The 23,523-nt window shown below is 72.3% G+C and carries 22 protein-coding genes and 1 pseudogene; 11 read left to right on the top strand and 12 right to left on the bottom strand.

Going from position 1 to position 23,523, the window contains the following annotated elements; translation table 11 throughout:
- Positions 1–38 precede the first annotated feature (38 nt).
- The 4 genes from OG899_RS12305 to OG899_RS12290 all read left to right on the top strand — a co-directional run bounded on the left by OG899_RS12305 (position 39) and on the right by OG899_RS12290 (position 2,995).
- On the top strand, positions 39–185 hold the full coding sequence (locus tag OG899_RS12305; RefSeq protein ID WP_189427838.1) for a hypothetical protein: 147 nt from the start codon (positions 39–41) through the stop codon (positions 183–185).
- 374 nt (positions 186–559) lie between these two features.
- Positions 560–862: a hypothetical protein gene (locus tag OG899_RS12300; RefSeq protein ID WP_125499279.1), complete on the top strand. Its 303-nt coding sequence runs from the start codon at positions 560–562 to the stop codon at positions 860–862.
- 119 nt (positions 863–981) lie between these two features.
- On the top strand, positions 982–1,263 hold the full coding sequence (locus tag OG899_RS12295; RefSeq protein WP_125499280.1) for a hypothetical protein: 282 nt from the start codon (positions 982–984) through the stop codon (positions 1,261–1,263).
- 196 nt (positions 1,264–1,459) lie between these two features.
- Positions 1,460–2,995 (top strand): hypothetical protein, encoded by a 1,536-nt coding sequence (locus OG899_RS12290; RefSeq protein WP_406311030.1) that lies wholly within the window; start codon positions 1,460–1,462, stop codon positions 2,993–2,995.
- Between the two features lie 149 nt (positions 2,996–3,144).
- Here OG899_RS12290 and tatA read toward each other — a convergent pair whose 3' ends face one another.
- The 5 genes from tatA to OG899_RS12265 form a co-directional block, all read right to left on the bottom strand.
- On the bottom strand, positions 3,145–3,363 hold the full coding sequence (gene tatA / locus OG899_RS12285) for a Sec-independent protein translocase subunit TatA (RefSeq protein WP_125499282.1): 219 nt from the start codon (positions 3,361–3,363) through the stop codon (positions 3,145–3,147).
- Between the two features lie 78 nt (positions 3,364–3,441).
- A complete protein-coding gene (locus OG899_RS12280) occupies positions 3,442–5,202 on the bottom strand; it encodes an LCP family protein (protein ID WP_406311029.1) in 1,761 nt (586 codons plus the stop codon).
- A gap of 216 nt (positions 5,203–5,418) precedes the next feature.
- Positions 5,419–8,073: a magnesium-translocating P-type ATPase gene (gene mgtA / locus OG899_RS12275; protein WP_406311028.1), complete on the bottom strand. Its 2,655-nt coding sequence runs from the start codon at positions 8,071–8,073 to the stop codon at positions 5,419–5,421.
- Positions 8,066–8,428 carry a metalloregulator ArsR/SmtB family transcription factor gene (locus OG899_RS12270; protein WP_125499284.1) on the bottom strand — a complete coding sequence of 121 codons (363 nt, stop codon included), beginning with the start codon at positions 8,426–8,428 and terminating at the stop codon, positions 8,066–8,068. Before OG899_RS12270 ends, mgtA begins: the two co-directional genes overlap by 8 nt.
- Positions 8,429–8,621: 193 nt before the next feature.
- On the bottom strand, positions 8,622–9,836 hold the full coding sequence (locus OG899_RS12265) for a TerD family protein (RefSeq protein ID WP_168131920.1): 1,215 nt from the start codon (positions 9,834–9,836) through the stop codon (positions 8,622–8,624).
- A gap of 232 nt (positions 9,837–10,068) precedes the next feature.
- On the opposite strand from OG899_RS12265, the gene OG899_RS12260 reads away from it, so the two are divergent.
- The 3 genes from OG899_RS12260 to OG899_RS12250 all read left to right on the top strand — a co-directional run bounded on the left by OG899_RS12260 (position 10,069) and on the right by OG899_RS12250 (position 11,788).
- The gene (locus OG899_RS12260) at positions 10,069–10,335 is read left to right on the top strand and encodes a GlsB/YeaQ/YmgE family stress response membrane protein (protein ID WP_125499286.1); all 267 of its coding nucleotides are present in this window, start codon (positions 10,069–10,071) and stop codon (positions 10,333–10,335) included.
- Positions 10,336–10,456: 121 nt separating this feature from the next.
- Positions 10,457–10,849: a BlaI/MecI/CopY family transcriptional regulator gene (locus tag OG899_RS12255; RefSeq protein ID WP_125499287.1), complete on the top strand. Its 393-nt coding sequence runs from the start codon at positions 10,457–10,459 to the stop codon at positions 10,847–10,849.
- Between the two features lie 6 nt (positions 10,850–10,855).
- Positions 10,856–11,788, top strand: coding sequence for a M56 family metallopeptidase (locus OG899_RS12250; RefSeq protein ID WP_406311027.1), 933 nt, complete (start codon positions 10,856–10,858; stop codon positions 11,786–11,788).
- A 99-nt stretch (positions 11,789–11,887) separates the two neighbouring features.
- On the opposite strand, the gene OG899_RS12245 is transcribed toward OG899_RS12250, so the two are convergent.
- A complete protein-coding gene (locus OG899_RS12245; protein WP_125499289.1) occupies positions 11,888–12,343 on the bottom strand; it encodes a tellurite resistance TerB family protein in 456 nt (151 codons plus the stop codon).
- Positions 12,344–13,000: 657 nt separating this feature from the next.
- Here OG899_RS12245 and OG899_RS12240 point away from each other — a divergent pair.
- Both OG899_RS12240 and OG899_RS12235 read left to right on the top strand, forming a co-directional pair.
- A pseudogene (locus OG899_RS12240) lies at positions 13,001–13,283 on the top strand (ABC transporter); the annotation flags it as partial.
- Positions 13,280–14,074 carry an ABC transporter permease gene (locus tag OG899_RS12235; protein WP_406311026.1) on the top strand — a complete coding sequence of 265 codons (795 nt, stop codon included), beginning with the start codon at positions 13,280–13,282 and terminating at the stop codon, positions 14,072–14,074. The pseudogene OG899_RS12240 and the gene OG899_RS12235, both read left to right, overlap by 4 nt.
- A 78-nt stretch (positions 14,075–14,152) precedes the next feature.
- Here OG899_RS12235 and OG899_RS12230 read toward each other — a convergent pair whose 3' ends face one another.
- The 5 genes from OG899_RS12230 to OG899_RS12210 all read right to left on the bottom strand — a co-directional run bounded on the left by OG899_RS12230 (position 14,153) and on the right by OG899_RS12210 (position 19,515).
- Positions 14,153–15,655, bottom strand: a complete 1,503-nt coding sequence (locus OG899_RS12230) for a DUF4041 domain-containing protein (RefSeq protein WP_406311025.1) — start codon at positions 15,653–15,655, stop codon at positions 14,153–14,155.
- Between the two features lie 964 nt (positions 15,656–16,619).
- Positions 16,620–16,808 carry a hypothetical protein gene (locus OG899_RS12225; RefSeq protein WP_125499291.1) on the bottom strand — a complete coding sequence of 63 codons (189 nt, stop codon included), beginning with the start codon at positions 16,806–16,808 and terminating at the stop codon, positions 16,620–16,622.
- A gap of 286 nt (positions 16,809–17,094) precedes the next feature.
- Positions 17,095–18,123: a hypothetical protein gene (locus tag OG899_RS12220; protein ID WP_406311024.1), complete on the bottom strand. Its 1,029-nt coding sequence runs from the start codon at positions 18,121–18,123 to the stop codon at positions 17,095–17,097.
- A gap of 380 nt (positions 18,124–18,503) precedes the next feature.
- The gene (locus tag OG899_RS12215; protein WP_229814461.1) at positions 18,504–18,638 is read right to left on the bottom strand and encodes a DUF397 domain-containing protein; all 135 of its coding nucleotides are present in this window, start codon (positions 18,636–18,638) and stop codon (positions 18,504–18,506) included.
- Positions 18,598–19,515 (bottom strand): helix-turn-helix transcriptional regulator, encoded by a 918-nt coding sequence (locus tag OG899_RS12210; protein ID WP_125499293.1) that lies wholly within the window; start codon positions 19,513–19,515, stop codon positions 18,598–18,600. Before OG899_RS12210 ends, OG899_RS12215 begins: the two co-directional genes overlap by 41 nt.
- Positions 19,516–19,761: 246 nt before the next feature.
- On the opposite strand from OG899_RS12210, the gene OG899_RS12205 reads away from it, so the two are divergent.
- Positions 19,762–20,247 carry an ATP-binding protein gene (locus OG899_RS12205; RefSeq protein ID WP_229813909.1) on the top strand — a complete coding sequence of 162 codons (486 nt, stop codon included), beginning with the start codon at positions 19,762–19,764 and terminating at the stop codon, positions 20,245–20,247.
- A 43-nt stretch (positions 20,248–20,290) separates the two neighbouring features.
- Here OG899_RS12205 and OG899_RS12200 read toward each other — a convergent pair whose 3' ends face one another.
- Positions 20,291–20,995: a nucleotidyltransferase domain-containing protein gene (locus OG899_RS12200; RefSeq protein ID WP_125499295.1), complete on the bottom strand. Its 705-nt coding sequence runs from the start codon at positions 20,993–20,995 to the stop codon at positions 20,291–20,293.
- Between the two features lie 744 nt (positions 20,996–21,739).
- Between OG899_RS12200 and OG899_RS12195 the strand changes: the two genes are divergently transcribed.
- Complete coding sequence (locus OG899_RS12195; protein ID WP_189427870.1) at positions 21,740–23,197, top strand: aldehyde dehydrogenase family protein; 1,458 nt, start codon at positions 21,740–21,742, stop codon at positions 23,195–23,197.
- Positions 23,198–23,523 lie beyond the last annotated feature (326 nt).

Genomic DNA, 23,523 nt, shown 5'->3' with positions numbered 1-23,523 from the left:
TCCCGGGCGGGCCGTGCTCTCCACGGTGAACCCCTTCGGTGCCCTGGGCGGTCACGGTCACGGCGGTCACGGCGGTCATGACCACGGTGGTCACGGCGGTCATGACCACGGTGGTCACGGCGGTCATGACCACGGCGGCCACGGCGGTCACGGTGGCCACGGCGGGCATCACGGCGTGGTGGTGACCTCGGCCTGCCAGGCGGTCTCGAGCCATCACAGTGTCAGTCTGACCTGCATTCCTGCCTCCACCGTGGTGTTCTGAGCCGCGCGGCTCCGCGGGAACGTTCCTCCGTGCGCAGGCGGCCGTGCCCGGTCCCGGCGCGGCCGCCTGCACCGGTGACGGCGGGTGGTGACAGGGCCGGAGAAATGCGGGTGAATTTCTGTACCAGCGGCCTGCAAAGGGGCTGGAATTATTAACAGACTCGTCGTTTCTCTTCGGTGGTGTGAATCCGTCGGGCCGCTGACGTGGGGATTGGGATTTCGCATTTCCTTCGTGCTAAACATTCCCCTGCGAGGCGGGAAGAGCTGCCTCGTGGAAACCATCCGAGAGGAAACATTCATGTCTGCTGTCAGCCTGGAGGAGCTCGGCAACCTGTCGGGCGAAGTGCTGCCCGAGCGCTCCGTGCTGTCCACCGTGGTTCCGTTCAACAACTGGGGCGGCGCCGGCCACGACGGTGGCGCCAGCTCGAGCAGCTCGGCTCTCGCGCTGGGTGGCGGCGACCACCACAGCGTCGTGACGAGCTCGGCCTGCCAGAGCACCTTCAACCAGGGCACCCCGGGCCTCATCGGTGCGCTGGGCCTGGGTTCGAACAACCCGGTCAACAGCGTCACCTGCACCCCGGCGACGACCGCCGTTTCCTAATGGTGCCGACCTGGGCGCCGGACGGCTCGCTTCGGCCTGCCTTCCGGCGCCCAGGTGCTGTCCAGGTCTTCGCACCCCACCTTCGGGCACGCACGGCCGTGGCGTGAGAGAGGAACCCTATGTCTGCCGTCAGTTACAGCGAGCTGGGTGAACTGACCGGTGAGCTGCTGCCGGAGAGAATGCTGCTGTCCATCATCGACGTCCACGTGGACAACAGCCGCACCTACGTCTTCCCCGCTCAGGGCAACGGCGGTGGGGGCGAGTCGGGAGGGACCACCGTCGCCTACGCGTGCCAGGCCACCGAATCCCAGGGCACCCCGGGACTGCTCGGCGCACTCGGACTGGGCTCGAGCCCCAGCAGCAGCATGACCTGCGTGCCCGCGACCGTCGTCACGCACTGAGCCTGGCCCTGCCAGGCGTCCTCCGCACCCAGGTGGTGCGTGCCCGCTGGGGAGACCCCGTCGTTGAACCGGTGAACAGGCTTCGCTCGCCCAGGTGGTGCCGTCGCGTCGCCGTCCGCCGGTTCCGTCCGGGTCAGCGGTGCGCAGGCGACGGCAGCGCCTGGCGCGGCCGGCTCCCCGACCTTGGGAAATCTCCATGTGTACGCGACATTCCGCACCGGGCCCGGACCACCTGCCCAGCACTGCCGCGGCGGTGCCCCGCCTCACCGAAGGGACCGAGCCGGTCGGTGAGTTCGAGGGTTCCGGGTACCGCACGCCTCCCCAGCTCGTCCAGCGCTTCGACGGCCAGGTCATCCAGCTCCCGCCCCTGCTCTACCAGGCCGTCCTGGCCCTGAAGAGGCAGTCCGCCCGGGCCGCGGGCCGCGGGCCCGACGCCGTGCTGGCCCGCACCGCCGAAGACCTCAGCAGCAGGACCGGCCGCGAGTTCGCCGCCGAGCACGTGGTCTTCCTGCTGGACCAGAAACTCGCCCCGCTGGGCATCACCACCTACAGCGACGGCTCCCCGCCCGCGATCGCCAAGGCCAACCCCTTCCTGGGACTGCGCTTCCGGGCCACCGTGCTCTCCGAGCGCGCCACCTGGTTCCTCAGCGGCCTGTTCTCCTGGCTGTACCGCCCCGTCGCCCTGGTCCTGTGCCTCACCGGCTTCCTCATCGCCGAGCTGTGGGTGTTCGCCATGGAGAGCCCGGGCCAGGCGATGACCCGGGTGATGGCCGATCCCACCGGCGTGCTGATCGTGGCGCTGCTGACGCTCGCCTCCTCCGCCTTCCACGAAATGGGCCACGCCGCCGCCTGCCGCTACGGCGGTGTGGCGCCCGGCCACATGGGCTGCGGCATCTACCTGGTGTGGCCCGCCTTCTACACCGACGTCACCAACTCCTACCGGCTGGGCCGTGCCGGCCGCATCCGTACCGACCTCGGCGGCGTCTACTTCAACGGCCTGTTCGTCATCGGCCTGGTGCTGGTGTATCTGCGGACCGGCTCGCCCGTGCTCCTGGTCGCCGTCCTGGCCACCAACATGGAGATCGTGCAGCAGCTGCTGCCCACCCTGCGGTTCGACGGGTACTACATCGTCGCCGACCTGGTCGGCATCCCCGACCTGTTCAAGTACATCGGCCCCATCCTCAAACGGGCCTTCCTGCGCCGGCCCGACCACCAGCGGCTCGACGCCCTCAAACGCTGGCCGCAGCTGGTGGTCACGGTGTGGGTGCTCACCGTCCTGCCGGCGCTGGCGTTCCAGCTCGGTCTCGTGCTCAGCCGGATGCCGGAACTCGCCACCACCGCCTGGCACACCGCGGTGTCCCTGGCCGACGAGGCCACCGCCGACGACAGCTCGGTGCCGGCGGCGGTCACTTCCGGCCTGCAGATCCTGTTCCTGCTGCTGCCGCTCGTGGGCGCGTTGCTCGCCCTGTGGCAGCTGTCCGGTCTCGTCGTCCGCCTGGTGCGCAGGCGCCGCTCGCACAGCGGGGAGCAGGAACAACGCGCGAGCGGCGGCATGCGCCCGAGGATGCCGGTGTCGTTCCTGCTGGGCGGTCTGGCCGTGTCCACCGTGCTGGCCGTCGGCGGATCGACGGGTCAGGTGAAGGCTCCCCGCACGGCCGCCTCCGTGCGCGGCAGCGCCCCGCGGGACCCGCGCGACGACGAGTACGAGCTGATCTTCGAGGGACTGCGGTAGGGCCCGCGCGGGGCCGGGGTTCGGCCCGGGACCCTCGCCGCTCCCGTCCGCCTTCCGCCGGCGGGGCGCACGGGCTGTGCCCCGCCCGCCCCGTCGTGCGCATCGGCCGCTGACGGCCGTTCACAGGGCAGGTGGCGGCCGTTCCTCCGTCAGCTCGCGGTCTCGCCCGGGGCCGGCGCCACCGCGCGGGGGGCGGGCTCGGCGGAGGCGGCGCCGTCGTCCTTCATCGCCTTGGCCTCGCTCTTGAGGATGCGCATCGACCGGCCCAGGCTGCGGGCGGCGTCCGGCAGCTTCTTGGAACCGAAGAGCACGACGAGCACGATCGCCACGATCAGCAGATGCCAGGGTTCCAGCCCGTTGCGCAGCATCCCGTCCACCCCTTCCTGACGTTTGCGGACTTGCGCAACTGTACAGCCACCGGGTCGGCCGTGAGGGCCCGGACCCGCTCACTCGTCCGAGTCGGGCACGTCACGGGCCGCCGCGTACGCCTGGGACGGCGTCATGGCCACCCCGTTCAGCGACACCGTCTTGTACGTGCTGACCTCCGCACAGGTCTTGTCCTGGTCGGCGGTCTGCGCATGGGCGTCGGCGACCGCGGCCTCGGTGTCGGCGGGCGCGGGGGCGGTGCCGTCGTCCTGGCCGCCGTCGTCCGGATAGCTCGTGCCGTCGGTCCAGTCGCTGCCGATCACCAGGACCAGTCCGGCGGTGCTGCCCTGCTGCAGATGCGAGGACGGCAGCCCGAGCGCCTCGGCGACGGTCTGCGCCTCGGCCATCTGACCCGGCCCGTAGGTCAGGGTGGTCGACGACGCCGGGCTGGGGGCGTTGCCCGTGGCGCCGCCGGAGGCGAAGCCCTGCCGGGTCAGCGCGTTCGCGACGGTGGCGGCGCGGCCGGTGACGCCGGTGCCGTTCTGCACGGTCACCGCGATCTGCGACGGCGGCACGGTCGCGGTGGGCGTGGCGGTCGCGGAGGCCGCCGCGGACTTCTTGCCGGACCCCGTGGTCAGGGACTGGTCGTGCGCGATGGTGGCGAACAGCTCCTTGGCGCCGGGGCCCACCACCACGCGCTCCTTGTTGTTCGGGTCGGGGGTCGTCTGCATCGTGGTGAAGGTCATGCGCCGGGTGGGCACCTTGTTCACCTGGGCCGCCAGCGACACCAGCTTCTTCACGCTGCCCAGGCCCTCGTCCACGGTCAGCGCCTTGGTGGCGGCGTCGGCCAGCGCGTACACCTTGGACGGGTCGGTGAGGGTGCCCGCGCTCTTGAACTTGCGCATCACCGCGCTGAGGAAGATGTGCTGGGAGACCGTGCGGCCCAGGTCGCTGCCGTCGCCGAAGCCGTGCCGGGAGCGGACGAACTGCAGCGCCGCCTCGCCCTTGAGGGTGTGTTCGCCCTTGGACAGCTTCAGGTGCGAGTAGGTGTCGTAGACGTCGTCGCTGACGCACACGGAGACGCCGCCGACCGCGTCGGACATCTGCACCACGCCGGAGAAGTCCAGCTTGATGAAGTGGTCGATGGGGATGCCGGTGAGCTGGTGGACGGTGGCCACCTGGCAGGCGGGGCCGTACTGCAGGGCGCTGTTGATCTGCCCGTAGTAGCCGGGGGTCGACCGGCCCGTCTCCTTGTCGGTGCAGGCCGGGATGTCGGTCATGGTGTCCCGGGGGATGCTCATGATGGTGGCGTTGGAGCGGTCGGCGGCTATGTGCACCACCATCTCCACGTCCGCGTTGCTGCCCTTCTGTATGCCGGTCTTGGAGCAGCCGCCGCCGAGTTCGCAGTCGGCGGCGCTGGTGCGGCCGTCCGAGCCCATGACCAGGATGTTGATCGGGGTGCGGCCGAACTCGTCCGCCGTCTCGGACCCGCCTCTGCCGTCGAGCGCGACGCTGTTGATGTTGCCGTTGAGGTGGTCGTAGAACCACCAGCCCACGCCCGCGGTGACCACGATCAGCGCGGACAGGCAGATCGCGGCGATCTTCAGCACGCGCCGGCCGCGGCCCGCCGTCCGGGCCCGGCGCCGCGAGCGCGGGCCGCCCCGGCCGCGGGAGCCGGCCGTGCGGGCGGTGGCGTCGGGTGCGCGGGAGTCCCGGTCCCGGGACGCCGCCCTGCCGGCCGGCGGGCGCCTGCCGTCGGTGCCGGCCGTGCGCTGCCCGGGCACCCGGGCGGTGTGCCGACGTGTCGCCGGGCCGCCCCGGCCGTCCCGCGGCTCGGTCATCTCCCACTCCCCTGAACGGTCGATCCCACCGGACGTGGCCGTCGGGGCGCGGCCGGACATGCGCGGCGGTCGGTGGACCGGCGAAGCGCTCCCTCCCCGTCCTGCGCTCGCCGTACTTCGGTTGCGTGATTGCGCAATCTAACAAACTCACGGGCGGGCACGACACCTCCGCACCCGGCGACGGCCTCGCACGGCCGTCGGCGCCCGTGGGGCATCTCACGCGTACCGCCGCTCGTACCGGCGCCGGGCCACCATCAGACAGACGGCGTACAGCAGCAGCACCGCGGTGAGCAGGCCGTAGTACAGCGGCGGAAGGCCCGTCAGATGCAGCGCGGGGCCGAACGGCGACGGCGGCAGCGCCAGGCCGATGACGGCCAGCGCGGCCGCGGCCCACGCCACCGGCCCCGGCCGCCCGAGACGCCCGCGGCCCGCAGGACGGTCCTGGGCGCCGCGGCCGCCCGCCCGCAGCAGCAGCATCACCAGCGCCTGGGTGAGCAGGTTCTCGGTGAACCAGCCGGAGTGGAACACCGCCTCCGTGTTCCCCGTCCCTCCTCCGCGCAGGGCGAGCCCGAGCACGGCGAACGTCGCCAGGTCGGCGACCGCGTTGAGCAGTCCGAACCCGGTGATGAACCGCAGCAGGGCCCTGGGGCGCAGCACCGTGGGCCGCCGCAGCACGACGGAGGGCGGGCGGTCGTGGGCGAAGGCGAGCTGGGCCGCGTCGAAGCACAGGTTCTGGGCGAGGACCTGGGCCGGCAGCATCGGCAGGAACGGCACCAGCAGCCCGGCGCACAGCATCGCGACGACGTTGCCGAGGTTGGAGGAGAGCGTGATGCGCAGATAGGTGGCGATGTTGCCGCCGGCGTGACGGCCCGCCACCACCGCGTGCGCGACGGCGGTGAGGTCCTTGTCGGCGAGCACCACGTCGGCGCCCTCCCGGGTCACGTCGGAGGCCCCGCGCGGGGCGATGCCGACGTCGGCGGCGCGCAGCGCCGGCAGGTCGTTGACGCCGTCACCGAGGAAGCCGACGGTGTGCCCGGCGGCCCGCAGCGCCCGGATGATGCGCGTCTTGTGCTCGGGCGTGCAGCGGGCGAAGACGGTCGTGCGGCCGGCCAGTGCGGGCAGCTCGGCGTCGCCGACGGCGTCGAGCCGCTCGGCGGTGACGACGTCGTCCGCTCCCACGGCGAGCCCCAGGTCGTGGCAGGCGCGCAGGGCCGTGCTCGGGTGGTCCCCGGTGAGCACCTTCACCCGCACGGCCCGGTCGGCGAGGTCCCGCAGCGCCTGGGCGGCGGTGGGTGCCAGGGCGTCCCGCAGGGTGACCAGGCCGCGGAAGGTCAGCCCGCGTTCGTCGGCGGGGGTGTAGCGGCGGGTGCCGGCCCGGCGTTCGGCGGTGGCGACCGCCAGGACGCGCAGTCCCCGGCCCGCCTGCCGTCCGGCGAGCGCGGCGAGCCGCTCGCGTTCGCCGTCGGTCAGGTCGCAGCGCTCCAGGACGGCGTCGGGATCGCCCTTGACGACGAGGGTGTGGGTGCCGAGCCGGCCGGGGGTGCGCACCACGGCCGTCGACAGCCGGCGGGCGGGGTCGAACGGCACGGCCGCGACCCCGTCGTACGCCAGCATCTCGGCCTCCTCGGCCCGGTCCAGGACGGCCTCGTCCAGGGCGTCGGGTGCGGGCAGATCGGCCAGCTGCAGGGTCCACCAGGCGTTCACGGCGGCCCAGCGCAGCACCTGGGGGTCGTCGTCGCCGTCCGGGCCGAGGGAGCCGTCGACCACGGGCCGGTCCTGGGTGAGGGTGCCGGTCTTGTCCACGCACAGCACGTCGACCGCGCCGAGGTCGTGCAGGGCGGGCAGTCGCTTGGCGATCACCCCGTGGGTGCGGGCCAGCACGGTCGCGCCGCGCGCCAGGCAGGTGGTGACCAGGACCGGCAGCATCTCCGGGGTCAGCCCGACCGCGACGGCGACGGCGAACGGCAGCGTCTTCAGGCCGCGCCCGTGCACCAGGGCGTCGCACACCAGCACCACCGGCGGAACGAGCAGCATGAACCGGATCAGGATCCAGGACACGCCCTGTACGCAGCGGTCGAAGGCGCTCGGGGCCCACCGGGCGCCGGTGTGGGCGTGCGCGGCGGCGAACCGGGTGTGCGCGCCGGTCGCGGTGACGACGGCGGTGGCGCTGCCGGAGACGACGCTGCTGCCCTGGAAGCAGCGGTGGGGCTGGTCGAAGCCGCCGTCCGCGGCTTCGGCCGGGCGGTCGTCGGCGCTCTTGGGCACCGGCGCCGACTCGCCGGTCAGCGCCGACTGGTGCACCGTCAGCCCGTGCGCCCGCAGCAGCCGCACGTCCGCCGGGACCAGGTCGCCCGGTCCGAGCCGAACGACGTCGCCCGGGACCAGCTCCTCCACGGGCAGCTCCCGGCTGTTCGGCGCGGCGTCCGCGTCCGCGCGGCGCACCACCGTGGCGGTGGTGGCGATCAGCCGGCGCAGCGCGGCCGTGGACCGGTCGGCCCGGTGCTCGCCGGTGGCGCGCAGCGCACAGCTCACCGTGACCAGCAGCAGGATCACGCAGGCGGTGCCCCAGGCGAGGACGGCCGCCGAGACCAGGCCGAGGCAGAGCAGGACCGCGGTGAACGGGTCGCGCAGGCTGCGCACGAACAGCCGCGGCCAGCTCGCCGGCCGGCCGAGCGGCAGCTCGTTGGCGCCGCACCGGGCCAGCCGTCGCCAGGCCTCCTCCTCCGTCAGGCCGCGCGGGCCGGTGTCCAGCTGCCGGAGGACCTCCAGCACGGTCGGCTCGTGCACCGCACGGGTGCGCTCGCCTCGGGACGCCGGCCCGGTGCCGGGTGCCCGGCGGTGTTCTCCCGCGGACGCGGTGCTCTCAGCCACCGGTCCCGCGCAGCCGCCGCACCGGCACGGAGTTCTGCTGCGACCGTGCGGTCAGCTGACCGACCATCACACGCACGAGGGTCACGATGTCGGGGTCGTCGATGTAGTACACCTGCCGGCGGCCCTCCCGCCGGGACCGCACCAGCCCGGCCAGCTTCAGCTTGGCCAGGTGCTGGCTGACCGCGGGCAGCGCGCCGCCCACCCGGTGGGCGAGGTTGGTGACGTCGCTCTCGCCCTGCGACAGGGCCCACATCAGGTGCAGCCGGGCGGACGAGGCGAGCAGTCCGAACGCGGCGGCCGCTTCGGCCAGCACCTCGGCGGGCGGGTCCTCGAAGCCACCGGAGCCATCCGTCACAGCTCTCTCCCGTCCCCGCCCTCTTCACAGTTGACACACAATGCGCCCACCCATGGTAAAGGCGGGCCGCAGGGCCCTGGTGACCGGCGAGGTGCGCGGGGTGCGGGAAGGCGGGCCGTGCGGGACGGGAGGGCCGCCGCCCCTGCGGCCCCGGACGCGCGGTAGGGGGCGCAGGAGCGGCGGAGGCGGGACCTCAGTCCTCGTAGTAGTTGTTGATGACGACGTCCGGTTCGTCGTCGTCGAACGCCTCGTTCAGCAGGGCGCCGCCGATGAGGCCGGCCGCGCCGGCGCCGATGAGCGCACCGGTCCCGAACCGGCGGCCGCCGCCCTGCTGCTGCTCGTGCTCCGCGTACTGCGGGGGGTAGCCGCCCTGCTGCGGGTAGCCCTGCCCGGGGTACGGCTGCGGCGCGGGCTGCGGGTAGCCCTGCTGGGCCGGGGCGTAGAACGGCGGCACCGTGGTCTGCACCCGCTGCGCGCAGGCGCCGCAGGCCTGGACCGGCCGCGGGACGCCCCACTGCGGGGACCAGGTCACGCTCACCGTCCCGGTGCCGTGCTGAGGGTCGAAGAAGCAGGTCATGGGGTCACTCCCTGGGAAGCTGTCCGGTAGGGCGGAGAAGGCCGCTGCGGTCTCGGGTGCCATGGGCGGCGGCGCGGCTGCGGGCTGTGCGGGGGCCGGCGGCGGTGCGGCCGGGGGCTGTGCGGGGGCCGGCGGTGGTGCGGCCGGGGGCTGTGCGGGGGCCGGAGGCGGGCTCACGGCCGCCGACTCGGCGGCCGGTGCGGTCATGGCAGAGGCCGCCGGTGGGGTCGGACCGGTAGCGGCCGGGGGCTCGGGCGCGGCCGTCTCCTTCAGGACGTCCACGCCGTAGTCCTCGGCGATGCCCGCCAGCCCGGAGGCGTAGCCCTGGCCGACGGCTCGGAACTTCCATTCGCCGCCGTGCCGGTACAGCTCGCCGAAGACCAGCGCGGTCTCCTCGGCCAGGCTGCCGGTGGCGAGGTCGTAGCGGGCCAGCTCGGCGCCGCCCTCCCGGTCGAGGACGCGGATGTGCGCCCGGTGCACCTGGGCGAAGGTCTGGCCGCGGGCCGCGGCCTCGTACAGGGACACCGGAAAAACGATCTTGTTGATGTCGCCCGGGACGCGGAGGAGGTCGATCTCGATCCGCTGGTCGTCCCCGTCGACCGGGGCACCGCTGCCGCAGTGGCGGACCGAGCCGTCGGGACTGGTCAGGTTGTTGAAGAAGACGAAGTGCTCGTCGGACGGCACCGTGCCGGACCCGTCGCAGAGCAGGGCGCTGGCGTCCAGCTCGTACCCGGTGTTCGCCTGCCAGCCCAGCCCGACCGTCACTCCGGTCAGTCCGGGTGCCTGCTTGCTCAGCGACACGTTGCCGCCCTTGGTCAGGGCCACACTCATGCACGTCCTCCGCAGCTGCTTCCGCTTCCCGCGTCCGCCGTGATCAACGACGAACCGTCAGATCCGGTTCCCTGATTGCGCAATGTCGTAAGCATGTGTCAGAACCTCAACGGCCCATGTACAGCTGGTCGTCACAGCTCACCGGGCCTCGCCTGCCGGGCCCTGTCCTCCCTAGGCTTGCGCAAACAGGCAACCGAACCGGTCGCCAAGCGCGACCCGACTGGAGGACACCGTGGGCATCATCGGCTGGATCATCCTGGGCCTGCTCGCCGGCGGCATCGCGAAGATGCTGCTGCCCGGACGCGACCCGGGAGGCCTCATCGGCACGACCCTCATCGGCATCGCGGGCGCGTTCATCGGCGGCTGGCTCTCCGCCCGCTTCCTGGACCGGCCGGTGGAGAAGCACTTCTTCGACCTGTACACCTGGGGCGCGGCGATCGCCGGATCCCTGGTGCTCCTGGTCGCCTACCGCATCCTGTTCGGCAACTCCCGCGACTAGCCCGTCCCGGTGAGGCCGCGCCGTCCCCGGCCGGCCTCTATACGATGACGCTGCTCCGGTGACCGGCGCCGGCCGGACACCGGCGCCCGGGCACACGAAGCGGACCGAAGGGAGACGGCGCATGACGGAGCGAGTTCCGGCAGAACCGCACCGTCGGCGCCGGGCGCACGGATCGCTGGAGACGCAGGTGCTCGCCGCGCTGCACGAGGCGCAGGGCCCGGTGACCGCGGGATGGGTGCAGAAGCACCTGGCCGCGGAACTCGCGTACACCACGGTGATGACGGTGCTGACCCGGCTGCTGGCCAAGAACGTGGTGACGCGCCGGCGCGAGGGACGGTCGTTCGTGTGGATGCCCGTCGCCGACCAGGCCGGGCTCGCCGCCCTGAAGATGCGCAAGGTCCTGGACGGCCAGCGCGACCGCCGGGCGGTCCTGGCCAGTTTTGTCACGTCGCTGCCGGAGGGGGACGAGCAGCTCCTGCGCGAACTGCTGGACCAGGCCGCCGACGAGGACTGAGCACACATGGGGATCTTCGTCTTCCTTCCGTTGGTCCTGCCCCTGACCACCTGGCCGATCGCGCGTCTGGCCGAGCGGTGCCTGCACCCCCGTACCGCCACGGTGCTGTTGACCGGGCTCGCCGCGGTCATGGCGCTGTGCAGCACGGTCTGCCTGGGCCTGCTGATGGTGGTGGGCACCGCCCAACTGCCCGGCAACCCCCTGCCGGACGGCTGGTCCGACCCCGAGGTGCGCGAGAGCGTGCCGCACCACAAGGTCGTCGGGAAGGCAGCGATCCCCGCCCTGCTGGCCGTCGTCGTGGCCTGCGGCCACGTTGTCGCGCAGCACTGGGCGGTCCGCCGCCGCGCCCACCGGGCCCTGCAGGGCCTGCCGCCCACCGAGGTCGCGGTGCTGCCGGACGCCGAGCCCTACGCCTACGCGCTGCCCGGCGGCGTCCGCGACCGGATCGTGGTGTCCACCGCCCTGCTCGGCCGCCTGACCGCACGGGAGCGCCGGGCGCTGTTCGCCCACGAACGCAGCCACCTCGCCGCCCGGCACCACCGTCACCTGCTGCTGGTGCGGCTCGCCGCCCGTGCCAACCCCTTCCTGCTGCCGCTGCGGACCGCCGTGGCCTACACCGTGGAGCGGTGGGCCGACGAGGAGGCCGCCCAGGCCGTCGGCAGCCGCAAGGTGGTGGCCCGCGCGATCGGCCGGGCCGCGCTCGCCTCGCGCGGCACGCCCGCACCGACCCTGGCCGCGCTCGCGGCACCGGGGCCGCTGCCGCGCCGGGTCGCGGCCCTGCTGGGACCCGCGCCCGCGGTGCGGACCTGGCCTCCGGTGTTCACCGCCGTGGGCCTGGCGCTGTGGACCGCGGCCACCGGGGTGCTGCTCTCGGCGACGTTCTCCGCGAACTCGGCACTCACCCTGATGCGCCTGCTGCACGCGGCGACACCGCTGTGAACGGCACGTGCCCCGCTCCGACCGGCTGCGGTCGGCACGCGCCCTGACCTGACCGGCACGCACCCCGGCCGCCCAGCCGCTCGCCCGCCCGGCCGATGCTCAGAGGTCGAACTCGTGCGGCGGCAGCCCCAGTGCGAAGCAGGCGTCCCGGACCACGGCGCGCTCGGTGGCGTCGAAGTCGCCGTCGGCGCCGCCGATGACGATGCCGATCTGGATCACGGCGCGGGCCTCGGCCGGCTTCTTCTTCGCCTTGGCGACCTCCTGCAGCACGCTCACCTTGCCGAAGTCGAAGTCGGCCGTGAGCTTGTTCAGGTTGTCCTCGAAACGACGCTGAAGGTCGGCGGCGGGGAAGTTCTGCAGCACCTCGTTGGTGAAGATCAGCTGGGCGACCCGCTGCCGCTCCGCGGGGTCGATCCGCCCGTCGGCCGCGGCGACCAGGGCGCACATCGCCATGCTCGCGTCCCGGAACGCGCCGCTCTTCAGCTCGTTCTTCTTCGCGACCAGCTGGCTCTGCATCTGCGCCGCCGAGTCCTTGATGCGATCCCACAGGGCCATGCCGACTCCCTCACGCCGTCAGTTCTACAACTATGTAGAAGTTAGCAGGCCACGGGATCACTGCGCGCTCTGATCGCACGCCGTGCGAAGGGTTTCGGCCGCGGCGGCCGAAACCTGGTCGCTGTCGCAGGGCGCTGATACGCTCCGACGCGATCATCACGCGAGATGACCTCCCGGCGGGGGGATGAACACTGCCGGCCGTCCTCGCGCGCCGGCCGCACGCCGCGCGGCCGCTCCTGGGGGAGGGACCACGCCATGCACGTCTCGCGCGCCGCCCGACGACGGCCCGCCGACACCGCACGACGGCACACCTGACGACGGCCCGCCGGTACCGCGCGACGGCACACCTGACGACGGCCCGCCGGTACCGCACCGCGGCGCACCCGACGCTGTCCCGGCCCGCACTCGCACGGCTGACCCGCGCGGCCCCGGCGCCCCTGCGGCAGCCTCCGGCCGCACCGCAACCCACGGCTCACGGCCCACCCCGGTTCCGGTCTCCTCCCCCTTCACGCTCTTCATCTCTTTCCTCGTCACCCGCGCACCAATCGGAGGAAGCTGCGCACCCGCAAGCTGCCATGCACCCGCCAAGACCCACCCGGCGTCGCCTCGGGGCGGCCCTCGCCGGCGTCCTCACCCTGACCACCGGCGCGCTCGCCCCGGCTGGTCCCCGGAGGCCACGTCCGCCTCCGCTTCGCCGACTCCGTGGCCTACGAGAACGCCGCGTCCGCCTTGCACGCGCCACAGCGCGACGACGCGGCCCTCACCCTGCAGATCCCCAGCGACGGCAGCCAGCGCGCCCTGCGCTTGCTCCTCGACCGCCTCGACGCAGCCGGTGTCGAGGCCGGCGAACTGACCGTGCACACCGGATCTGGACGACGTGTTCTTCGCCCTGACCGGCACCGACGGCGTGCCCCACCCGACCGAGGAGACCACCCGATGAGCTCCCTCGCCCTCGCCGTGCGCGACTCGTCCACGATGCTGCGGCGCACCCTCCTGCACCCCCGCCGCTATCCGTCACTGACGTTGCACCTGCTGCTCACGCCGGTCCTGCTGCTCCTGCTCTTCGTCTACGTCTTCGGCGACGTGATGAGTGCCGGCATCGGGGGGGGCGGCGAAGCGGACCGCTCCGAGTACGTCGCCTATCTCGTCCCGGGCATCCTGCTGCTGACCATCGGCAGCACCACGATCGGCAGCGCCGTCTCCGTCACCATGGACATGACCGCGGGCATCATCGCCCGCTTCCGCACGCTGGCGATCCACCGTGGGGCGGTGCTCATCGGGCACGTCGTGGGCAGTGTGCTGCGGTGCATGATGAGCGTGCTGCTCGTCGGGGCGGTCGCGGTGGCGATCGGCTTCCGCACCACGGATGCCACCGCCGTGGAGTGGCTGCCGGCGATCGGACTGCTGACACTCGCCTCCCTGGCCCTCACCTGGATCGCGGTGGGCATGGGCCTGTCCAGCGCCAACCCCGAGGCCGCGAGCAACAACGCCCTGCCGTTGATGATCCTCCCGCTGCTGTCCAGCGCCTTCGTCCCGGTGGACGCGATGCCGGGCTGGTTCCGGCCCATCGCCGAGTACCAGCCCTTCACCCCGGCCATCGAGACCCTGGGCGGCCTGCTCCTCGGCACCGGGATCGGCCACAACGGCTGGCCCGCCGTGGCTTGGTGCCTGGCCCTGGCGGTCCTCGGCCACCTCTGGTCCACCTCGCTGTACGCCCGCGACCCGAAGTAGCGGGAGCGCGCGCCGGGACGTAACCGACCCTGAGGGGCACACCTCACGGGGCCACGACCGGAACGAAGGCGTTGTGCGTCATGTCGTCCGGCCTGCGGCTCCTCCCGCACCCGCGGCCGGCGTACCGGCGTCGTCCGAGTGCCGGCCGGCCCGCCATTCCAGTGCCTGGGGTTCCTCGGTGAACTCGATCAGGTGTTGTCCGGCGAACCGCTGCAGCGCATCGCGCACCTCTGCCGGGGTGGCGTAGAAGAACTCCTTCCGGTTGTTGACCTTGTTGACGCGCTGCGCCGCGAAGTGCCGGTGGAGCTCCGTCTCCAGTCCGACCGCGTCGTTGCTGAAGATCAGTGCGTGCACATCGAAGCGGAAAGGCACTGCCGCGCCGCTCAACTCGTGAATGCGCTCGAGCGGTTCGAGCCGTCTGGTCATGCCGATCTTCACCACGCGGTCGCCGAAGGCGCCGATGTTCGAGATGACGTACACATAGCCGGCGCGGATGTTCGCTCTGCGCGACTCCACGTCCTGCAGCGCGTCCTCGATCTCTGCCAGTTTGGCTTCCAGCTCCGCGATCCCCGCTTCGTCACCGCGATCGCGCAGGCGTTCCAGCGCCGCCTGATAGTGGCTGAACTCCTTGTCGAGTTTTTCGCGCTGCCGCTCGAGTTCCCGCTGGACCGCCGCCTCCTCGCGCTGCCGGGCACGCTCCTCGCGCTGGGCCTCCTTCTCCTCTTCCTTCTTCTGCAGGAAGTCGGCGGTCAGCTCCAGCTCCCGGACCCGCGCGTTGTGGTACTCGTCGGTGATCCGGATGTGCATCGTGGCACCCAGCTTGGCGATCGTCTCGCGGCTCTTGTACAGCCGGTCCACAAGGGAGTTCAGCCGGTGCGGCCGCATGGACCGCACGGCGTAGTCGGCCTCCGCGTTGTAGGCGCGCAGCATGAGCTTGGAGAAGTCGCGGACCATCTTCTGGCCCTCGCGCTTGGAGCCGTTGACCGTCCAGTCCGTGGCCGCCTGAACGGCGCGCCCCGCGCGGGCGAGCGCCTTGATCTCGCTCTGCAGCGTCTCGAGCCGGCTGCGGTAGGCGAGCGCGTCGTGCAGTGCGTGCCGGTAGGCGTAGATCCCTACCTCCTGCAGCAGGGCGGTCTCGTCGGCGTTGACGATCCGGCTCTGCAGTTCGGCAAGCCGCCGCTCGGCGTCGAAGACCTCCTTGCGGAGCCGGTCGGCCTCCTTGCGGAGCCGGTCGGCCTCCTTGCGGATGCGGTCGGTCTCCTTCGCCGTCCGACGCGCGTCCCCGAGGATCTCCTTCGCCGTCTCGCGCGCGTCCCTGACGATCCCCTCGGCCTCCTCGGTGGCTTCGGCGAGCGCCCTCTCACGCAGAGCGGCGGCTTCCGCCTCGACCTGTCGCACCAGACCGGCGACCCGTGCGGCGTCGAGCCCCTGAGTCCTCGTGATCCACGCGCGCAGTTCCTCGGCTTCCGACGTGGCGTCCGCACGCCGACGCCCGAACAGCCCGCCTTTCCGGGGCGGCGGCACCACGGCGGTCCCCGCGGCGGGGCCGACTGCGAGGGTGTCGGCGGGGGAGTCGGCCACGGGAACCCACAGCTGCCAACCCGCCGGCATCGGGGGCCACGAAGGGTCGGGCCGCCAGTCGGGCGGCGGCACCCATCCCGGGGGTGGCACAGGCCATCCCGGCGGCGGATTGAAGCGGTACGCAGTCATATCCCACCCCCCTGCGCCCCCGAAGCTCCCCCAGCTCACCGGGCGCCTGATGATCGCGGCAAACGTAGAGTGACATTCTCTGGACGGACAGCCACTCGAACATCCGCATATATCACTTCGTGACGTTCGTGCGGCGGCGCGCCTGAGGCTCACTCTGTGCGGACGACCGCGCGCCCCTCCGCGCGCCGCGCCTTCCCCAGAGCCGGCAGGCCGACAGGCCGCCGGAGTCCCGGACCAGCGGCCCGAGGCCCGCCCGCCATCAGGCGGCGACGGACGGGCTGCCCTCGGTCCGACGGCAGTCGCGGCAGCGTCCGGGTGCGTGTGCGCGGAACGCCCGCTCACAGCCGTCGCAGGTCTGGAAGGGCGGGGTACGGCCGAGCGGGGCGCGTTTCCTGTGAAGGGGCGCGGGGGCGGTGCGGGCAGGGGTGTTTCCCGGAGGCGGTAGGCGAGGATGCCTGCCGGGTGGGTGAGGAAGGGGCCGGGGAGTCCGGTGGCCGGCTGTGCGGTGATCTGTCGGGGTGTGACACCGACGGCGAGCCACTGAGCGACGGCCGGTGCCAGGCATGCGGCCTCTTTCTCGGACAGCACGAGACGCGGATCGACGCGGCGGAGCGAGGCCGGCGGACCCGGGCCACGATGTCCGCCGGACGCGCGCCAGGTCCCTGGCGGGCGGGGGAGCAGGTCCCTGGCGGGCGGGGGAGCAGGTCCCTGGCGGGCGGGGGAGCAGGTCCCCGGCGGGTAAGGAGCTGGTGCCACACCGCCTGCCGGGGCCGTGACCACGTGGGAGCGCCCCGCAGCGCGGGGCTGCGGGGCGACGCCGATGAGGTTCAGCCGATCAGTCGACCATCTGCCCGGCTTTCGAACCGCCCTTGCAGGTCTGGGTGTTCCAGTCGACCGTTCCACCGGCCTGCTCGCACTCACCCGGGGTGAGGCTCTCGGCGAAGGCGGCGGTGGCGCCGGTCAGACCGAGTCCGGCGAAGGCTGCCGCGGCGACGACGGCGGTGAGGATGCGCCGAATACGCATGTGGATCCCCTTTCGCGGGTTGCCTCGAGTGGGGCACTAGCCAGCGTGGCCTTCACCCATGTGGGTGGCGCGCCACAGTGCACACAGTGCTCCATTCGGGTGAAGTCGAGGGTGGTCGCGGGCGGGGCGCGACTCGCTGGACAGACGCATTTCCACAGGTAGGGCCGCTGCTGAGAGTGGAGTGCGCCTGCCTGCGCCGGGCCGACGCCCGGCAGATGCCGTGCACCTGGTACCCCCGGTGCCACCCCGTGGTCCGCCGGCCGGGCGCTCCGGTGGCCGCTGCCGGTCAGGCGGCGACGGACGGGCTGCCTTCGGTCCGACGGCAGTCGCGGCAGCGTCCGGGTGCGTGTGCGCGGAACGCCCGCTCACAGCCGTCGCAGGTCTGGAAGGGCGGGGGGACGGCCGGGCGGGGCGCGCCCTGGTCGTCGAGCGGGCGCGGAGGCGGTGCGGGCAGGGGTGTTTCCCGGAGGCGGTAGGCGAGGATGCCTGCCGGGCGGGCGAGGAAGTGGTCGGGGAGTCCGGTGGTCAGCTGTGCGGTGATCTGCTGCGGTGCGAGGCCGGCCGCGAGCCACTGAGCGACGGCCGGTGCCAGGCGTGCGGCCTCTTTCTCGGACAGGACGAGACGCGGATCGACGCGGCGGAGCGAGGCCAGCACGGCGACCGCCCGAGGGTCGGCGTCGGAAAGGGATACGGGGCCCTGAGACGGGGCCGCAGCGGAAGCGGAGGCGGAGGCGGGAGCAGGAACAGGAGCAGGAACAGGAACAGACGCGGGAGCTGGGGCAGGGGCTGGGGCTGGGGCCGGGGCGGGCGCGGTGGTCGCGGGGGCCGCGGGGGCCGCTTCAGTGGTGGGCGTGGCGTTCTCGCCGGTGGGCGTCGGTTTCTCGGCGGCAGGCGGCTTGCGCGGCCGGGGAGGCTTCGGCGGGCGCGGCGGCTGCGGTGGCCTGCCCGGATCGGTGCTGCTGTCGCCGCCGGGGACGTCGTAGAAGTACGTCCGGGTGCGGACCTGCCCGGTGGATGTCCGCTCGCGGCGGCGCTCCAGGTACCCGGCTGCTTCCAGGTCCCTCAGCGCCCGCGAGATGAGGATCTCGCCCTCGCTGAAGTGGTCGCACAGTGCGGCGATGGTCACGGGGGTGCCGTCGGGCAGGGAGGCGATGTAGGCCGCGACGCCGACCGTGACGGCGCTGCCGCGTCGCCGGGCGAGGGCGTTGGAGAGGACGGTGAAGTCGGCCGTGAGCCGGGTGCGGACGTGGATCACACCGGAGGTCGGAAGTCCGGTGTCGGCGCGCAGGGGCGCGTTAGACTTCGGGGCAGCCATCGGGAAGGTCCTGCTTCCTGATCGGTCAGGCCCTCGATCGGGATGCCGGTCCCGGCCGGGGGCCGTTATCTGTGTGGGGTTGTTGGGGTGTTGTCTGGTTTGTCGCGGCGAACGTAACGGCCCGCATCCTGCCCCTGCAAGCTGGTCACCCGGATAGATGAAGCGGGCTTCGGCGCGGCCTCCCGGCGGGGAGGGTGGGCGGGTGGGTAGTTCTTCCCCCCGGTTCTTCCAGGAGGTCGGTGGCGCGCCGGGCCCTCGCGGACAAGGACCCGGTGAGCCCGGAAGACGGACGGCGACCGGCACCCGGCGGCCTCGGAGACGGCCCCGGGGAACGGCCCCAGGAAGCGGCCTCGGGAGACGGCCCGAGGACCCCGAGGACCTCAGGAGGGGCGGTGCCCGGTCTTCACTCCACCGATGAAGGCTGTCCAGGCGGAAGTCTCGAAGCACAGCACCGGACCGTGCGGGACCTTGCTGTCACGGACGGGGACGACGGCCCCGTGGAATCCGTCGGCCACCTCCACGCAGTTGCCGCCCTCCTGATTGCTGTAGCTGCTCTTGCGCCAGACGGCGCCGGTCAGATCGGGACGGGACTTTCGCTCCACGGTGGTTGTCCTCCCTCACGGAACGGATCATGTCGAGCGACATGAGCGGGGGCAGCGCTGCCGCCCTGAGCCGATCGTAGGTCAGTGCGAAGCTCCTGACCTCGTCCGGATCCTCGACGAGTTGGCCGTAATGCGCGCCTTCCGTGTAGGCGATCTCCGTGCCGTCCGGCATGGTGAGCACCGTGAGCGAGCCGCCCATCACATCGTGCTCGCCCTGGTCGAACGGCAGCACCTGTACGGTGATGTGCGGTTCCGTCGCCGTCCTGAGCAGCCGCGCCAACTGCTCGCGCATGACGGCTTGTCCACCGACGGGACGCCTGAGCACCGCCTCGTCCAGCACCACCCACAGCTCGGGACGATCGGGGCTGCCGAGGCGTTGCTGCCGCCCCATGCGCAGAGCGACCCGCTCCTCCAACTGCTCGGCGCTGCCCAGTGTCCGGCCGACTCTCAGCACCGCCCGCGCGTAGTCCTCCGTCTGCAACAGACCCGGAACCACATGAGCGGCGTACTCGCGGACGGCCACCGCCCGCTCCGAGTACTCCATGAACTTCCGCGACCAGTCCGGAAACGCCTCCCGGTACACGAACGGCCACAGCTCCACCAGCAGGTCGTCCGCCCCCAGCGCCACATCCAGCGCACGCGCCAGCTCCAGCGTCGGTCTGGCGCCGGACGCCCGCTCGATCTGCGTGATCCGCGTGCCCACCACATGCACCATCTCGCCCAGCTCGACCTGGGTCAGCCCGGCCGCCAGCCGCAGCTTGCGCACCCGCGCTCCGAAGAGGGCCGCCATCGACGCACTGGGGTCGAGGGGATCGATTCCGTTGGCCATGACGTCACGTCCATCCCTTACGGGTCGAAAAGTAAGCCTCTGTCGCCTGTTGAGCCTAGGGCGACCGGACGACTCTTGTGTACGGAACGTGACGATCCGTGTGCGTCACGGAAAGCACCAAGCTCGACAGACAGAAACGGACATGCCGTGCTGACAGGAACGACCACCCCGGAAGGCCGGCCGCACCGCCGGACCACCACACCCCTCGTGACGGACACGGCCTCCCCCTGCGAAGCGGGAAAACAGCAACCACCCGCTCTCGCCAGGCAGTTCGTCTCCTCGCCGCGAGGTGCGCGGCTCGCCCGGCATGTCGCTGTCCGGCACATGGAGGAGTGGGGCTACCCGCCGACGTCCGACGCGTCGTCCACGGTCGCGCTCGTCGTCGCGGAACTCGCTGCGAACGCCGTCCGACACGGCCGGCTCCCCGGCCGCGACTTCACCCTCCGCCTCACCCTCGACCCGGCAACCCACCTGGTCCGCATCGAGATCGCGGACGCCGCCACCACGAAGCGCCCACCCGCGGGCCCGCCTTCGTCCTTCCCCGACGGCGAATCCGGCCGGGGCCTGCTCCTGGTGGACGCGCTGGCCGTGCGCTGGGGAACGCTGCCCCGGGTGCCCTTGGGGAAGACGGTGTGGGCGGAGGTGTGCGTGGGGGCGACGGGTGGTCGGGGGCGTCACGAATGCGAGAGATGACGGCACACACCGACGGCAACAGGCACCAGCGGTGCGAGAACCTTCAGGAAGTCCCAGGACGGTGGTACCCGACCCACAACCGGCCGCCGGCCTGCCCGAGCACTTCCTCCACAACTGCGGTGAGAGGCTCCACTCTCCCGGCCAGTACCTCGTTCACACCGTTCCGCAGGCGCGTGCTGAGCCCTGGCGCGGCCTTCTCGAGACAACGTGCCAGCCACTTCCCGGTGCCGTTCCAGGATCCGGCAAGAGCCAGCGCCAGCTCGCCGGTCCGGCGGACCAGTTCGGTCGCGATGAACAGACGCTCGCTCGGATCGTCGCTTCCCGCGAGGTCGTCCAGGAGGTCGGTGAGGGCGTAGCGCCGGTCGTCGATCTCCTCGGCCGGGGCAGCGGGCGGTCCTGCGGCGGTCAGTTTCCTGGCCTGTGCCGCGATGCGCGCTCCGAGTCCGTCGGTGTCGAAGAGCAGCACTCCGTGGGCACACATCCACAGCAGCGGTGACCGGCGCCGGCGCAGCTCCCGTTCGGCGTAGGCGTGCCATGTCCCCTCGGTGTGCACGAACATCTCCACCGGCCAGTCGGAATACCGCAGGCTCGCGCGGTACGGGGCCGGGGCTCCGTGCAACAGGACGACGACGTCCAGGTCCGACGTTGCCGTACGGCGCCCCGTCACGACACTGCCGCCCAGGAACGCGGCGCGCGCCTCGGGGTGGTGTTCGTCGACGACGGCACGTGCGGCCTCGATCGGGTCCATACGCCCACTATCGGCGTCACCCCTCCGGAGCGCATGCGGTTTTCCGCGGGCTGCCAGACCGGATGTCGACGACCGCTGCGGCGAAGCGGCGACGGCACGGCAGCACGGGCACGGGGGCATCTCGTGTTCGAGTCAGGCAGGGACGTTCGTTCCGGGCGCAGTGCGTCGACGTCCCGCCTGAGGCTCGGCGGCAGCGGTGATCCGGCCGTCAGCGGTCTCGACTCCGGTGGGACGAGGGAGGTGTGGGGGGTCGGCTCGAGAGCTGGCCGATGTGCTGTTCGCCTCGTGGGCCCGGCGTGACCAGCGGCAGAAAGGCGGGCAGTATCTGCGCGGGCTGCTGAGCACCCGGGGACGCAAGTCCATCCGGAACATCGCCCCGCATGGGGGCGGGCCGGCCGCCGAGCAGAGTCTGCACCCGAGCAGAGTCTGCACCACTTCATCAGCAGGTCCCCGTGGGACGGGATGCCCGTCCGGGAGGCGCTGCCTCGGCCACGGCCGAGACGACGCGTGCGTGACCCCACCCACTCACGTCGCGTTCGTTCCCGGCCCCACCCTCCGCTGGTGCGGGCGCGAGGCGCGCTGCGCGACGAGCCGACGAGGCCGCCTTCCGGCGTCAGTACTGACGCCAGCGAGCCGTCGGCCGGATGTCAGTCAGCTGACGGAGGCTGTCGGCCCGGTGGCCGGGCGATTCTCGTGGAGACATCGAATCCCCCCCGGTACCCGGGCGACCACGAGGAGCGGACCATCAACACCATCGCGCAGCACTGGATCAACGGACGGTGGACCGGCTCCGGCTCGGTTCTGGAATCGATCAACCCGGCCGACGGCACGGTCGTCGGCTCGTTCTACGACGGTGGCGAGGCGGAGGCCTCGGCTGCCGTGGACGCCGCCGCAGCCGCGTTCGAGACCACCGAATGGGCGCACACCCCCTCGCTTCGGGCGACCGCGCTCGGCCGGCTGGCCGACGCCCTCGAGGCCCGGGTACCGGAGATCGCGGCCATGCTGTCCCGGGAGAACGGCAAACTGCTGCCGGAAACCCTGTGGGAGGTCAGCGGTGCGGTCGGGTGGCTGCGGTACGCGGCGGCGTCTGCGCGCACCCAGAACGCCGGACGCGCCGCCGAGACGGGACCCGGCCAGTACACCCACTCGGTGCCCGAGCCGCTCGGTGTCGCCGGGATCATCTCTCCCTGGAATTCCCCCATCATGCTGACCGTGCGGGCACTGGGCCCCGCGCTGGCCGCCGGCTGCACCGTCGTGGTCAAGCTTCCGGCTCAGACGGCGCTCACCAATGAGCTCTTCGCGCAGGTCCTGGCCTCCGTCACGGAGATCCCGCCGGGCGTGGTCAACGTCTTCACCGAGTCCGGCAACACCGGGGCCCCGTTCCTGGTCTCCTCGGACGAGGTCGCCGTGATCAACTACACCGGCAGCACACCGGTCGGGCGCCGCATCGCGGCCGCGGCCTCCACCACGCTCAAGCGGCTCGGTCTGGAGCTGGGCGGCAAGGCGCCGATGGTGATCCTTCCCGACGCCGATCTGGACATGGTGATCCCGACGGTCGTGCAGTCGCTGGTGCTGATGAACGGGCAGTTCTGCTGCACCGGCTCCCGTGTGCTGGTGCACCGCGACATCGCCGACCAGGTGCGCACTCGGCTCACCGACGCGCTCGCGCAGGTGCGGCTGGGCTCGGGCGACGACGAGAAGGCGCAGCTCGGGCCGGTGATCGACCGGGCGTCCGCCCAGCGGGTGGACGCGATGGTGGAGGAAGCCGCCTCGTACGGCACGGTGCTGCTGCGCGGCGGTGTGGTCACCGACGGCCCGCTGGCCGCCGGAGCCTTCTACCGGCCGAGCCTGATCGAGGTGGACCGCACCGACGTCCCGATCGTGCAGGAGGAGGTCTTCGGTCCGGTCCAGACGTTCGAGATCTTCGACGACGAGGACGACGCCGTGACCAAGGCGAACGCCACCATCTACGGCCTGGCCGCCTCGGTGTTCAGCGCGGACTCGATGAAGGCCCGCCGGATCGCCCGGCGCATCCGCACCGGCACGGTATGGATCAACACCTGGGGAGCCATCAGCGAGGACTTCGAGGAGGGCGGCGTCAAGGGCAGCGGGTACGGCTATCTGTGCGGCCCGCGAGCGATCGAGGAGTTCCAGGCGCTCAAGGTGTACGTGGAGCAGGACCACACCCAGTCCGCCCACTGATCGGATCATCACCCGGCCCGGCGCCCACCTGGGCGCCGGGCAGCCCTGCTGCCCCGGAAGGGTGCACCCTCGCCTCGGCTTCGCTTCGGCCGAGGAACGGGCGGAAGCCAGGCACCGGCTGCTGCGGCACGGGTGTGCGCCGCTGACGACGTTCCCCGGTACGTCCACGGCGTTGTCCGGTACGTCCACGGCGTTCTCCGGTACGTCCACGGCGTTCTCCGGTACGTCCACGGCCGGCTCGGACCGGAGCAGCAGATCCTCCGCAGCCGGATGCGCCGGGGACGGGTCACCCACCGCCGGAGCACCCGTCCCCGGCGCCCGGCCGA

It is taken from the genome of Streptomyces thermoviolaceus (genome assembly GCF_045209695.1).
GTDB classification, from domain to species: Bacteria; Actinomycetota; Actinomycetes; order Streptomycetales; family Streptomycetaceae; genus Streptomyces; species Streptomyces thermoviolaceus.
Note: the sequence above shows the minus strand (reverse complement) of the source record. Positions and strands in the feature narration are given on the sequence as shown.

What these genes read in the sequence shown, in the direction of transcription:
- OG899_RS12300 (WP_125499279.1), top strand. Translation starts at nt 560, where the DNA reads ATGTCTGCTGTCAGCCTGGAGGAGCTCGGCAACCTGTCGGGCGAAGTG.
- OG899_RS12295 (WP_125499280.1), top strand. Translation starts at nt 982, where the DNA reads ATGTCTGCCGTCAGTTACAGCGAGCTGGGTGAACTGACCGGTGAGCTG.
- OG899_RS12290 (WP_406311030.1), top strand. Translation starts at nt 1,460, where the DNA reads ATGTGTACGCGACATTCCGCACCGGGCCCGGACCACCTGCCCAGCACT.
- tatA (WP_125499282.1), bottom strand. Translation starts at nt 3,363, where the DNA reads ATGCTGCGCAACGGGCTGGAACCCTGGCATCTGCTGATCGTGGCGATC.
- OG899_RS12280 (WP_406311029.1), bottom strand. Translation starts at nt 5,202, where the DNA reads ATGACCGAGCCGCGGGACGGCCGGGGCGGCCCGGCGACACGTCGGCAC.
- OG899_RS12265 (WP_168131920.1), bottom strand. Translation starts at nt 9,836, where the DNA reads ATGAGTGTGGCCCTGACCAAGGGCGGCAACGTGTCGCTGAGCAAGCAG.
- OG899_RS12255 (WP_125499287.1), top strand. Translation starts at nt 10,457, where the DNA reads ATGACGGAGCGAGTTCCGGCAGAACCGCACCGTCGGCGCCGGGCGCAC.
- OG899_RS12250 (WP_406311027.1), top strand. Translation starts at nt 10,856, where the DNA reads ATGGGGATCTTCGTCTTCCTTCCGTTGGTCCTGCCCCTGACCACCTGG.
- OG899_RS12245 (WP_125499289.1), bottom strand. Translation starts at nt 12,343, where the DNA reads ATGGCCCTGTGGGATCGCATCAAGGACTCGGCGGCGCAGATGCAGAGC.
- OG899_RS12235 (WP_406311026.1), top strand. Translation starts at nt 13,280, where the DNA reads ATGAGCTCCCTCGCCCTCGCCGTGCGCGACTCGTCCACGATGCTGCGG.
- OG899_RS12225 (WP_125499291.1), bottom strand. Translation starts at nt 16,808, where the DNA reads ATGCGTATTCGGCGCATCCTCACCGCCGTCGTCGCCGCGGCAGCCTTC.
- OG899_RS12220 (WP_406311024.1), bottom strand. Translation starts at nt 18,123, where the DNA reads ATGGCTGCCCCGAAGTCTAACGCGCCCCTGCGCGCCGACACCGGACTT.
- OG899_RS12210 (WP_125499293.1), bottom strand. Translation starts at nt 19,515, where the DNA reads ATGGCGGCCCTCTTCGGAGCGCGGGTGCGCAAGCTGCGGCTGGCGGCC.
- OG899_RS12200 (WP_125499295.1), bottom strand. Translation starts at nt 20,995, where the DNA reads ATGGACCCGATCGAGGCCGCACGTGCCGTCGTCGACGAACACCACCCC.